This window comes from Corynebacterium sp. HMSC073D01, from assembly GCF_001815555.1.
GTDB lineage: Bacteria > Actinomycetota > Actinomycetes > Mycobacteriales > Mycobacteriaceae > Corynebacterium > Corynebacterium glucuronolyticum.
In genome coordinates, this window is the sequence record NZ_KV821085.1 from 63,492 (window position 1) to 64,252 (window position 761).

1 CRISPR repeat array is annotated in these 761 nt (G+C 66.6%).

Features of this window, described 5'->3' with window-relative positions:
- The first annotated feature begins 2 nt into the window (after positions 1 to 2).
- Positions 3 to 760: a CRISPR direct-repeat array (repeat unit 26 nt; unit sequence GGCTCATCCCCGCAGGTGCGGGGCAG).
- Position 761: the final 1 nt, after the last annotated feature.

Genomic DNA, 761 nt, shown 5'->3' on the forward strand with positions numbered 1-761 from the left:
AGGGCTCATCCCCGCAGGTGCGGGGCAGATGGATGTCACCCAGCTAACCGATTGCGATTCCGGGGCTCATCCCCGCAGGTGCGGGGCAGATTCCACTCGTGGTGAGCGCCCCGGCGACACCTGGGGCTCATCCCCGCAGGTGCGGGGCAGATCGCCAACAGTCGGTTAGCAAACTCGGTGACATGGGCTCATCCCCGCAGGTGCGGGGCAGATCTGCTTGGACGCTGCACCCGCCCCCGTGGACGCGGCTCATCCCCGCAGGTGCGGGGCAGATATGACGGCGTGGCGGACATTGACCCGGATCTGCGGCTCATCCCCGCAGGTGCGGGGCAGATTAGATAGGGGGAGACGAAAACAGGTTTCGTGTAGGCTCATCCCCGCAGGTGCGGGGCAGGTCATACACCTACAACACGGAGCTCACCCTCGCCCGGCTCATCCCCGCAGGTGCGGGGCAGATTATCTGCGCACCGGAGCGCACTCCGAACAGGGGGGCTCATCCCCGCAGGTGCGGGGCAGATCTGCGGCGAAGGATGCGGCGGCTAAGGCTGTGGGGCTCATCCCCGCAGGTGCGGGGCAGATCAATACCAACTTACGCGAAGCGCAGTGATCGCGGGCTCATCCCCGCAGGTGCGGGGCAGATAGCAGTGACGTTGGGAAGGTACTCCTCGAAAAGGGCTCATCCCCGCAGGTGCGGGGCAGATAAAATAATGCCCCGGCGCGGCGGCCGGGGATGGGGCTCATCCCCGCAGGTGCGGGGCAGA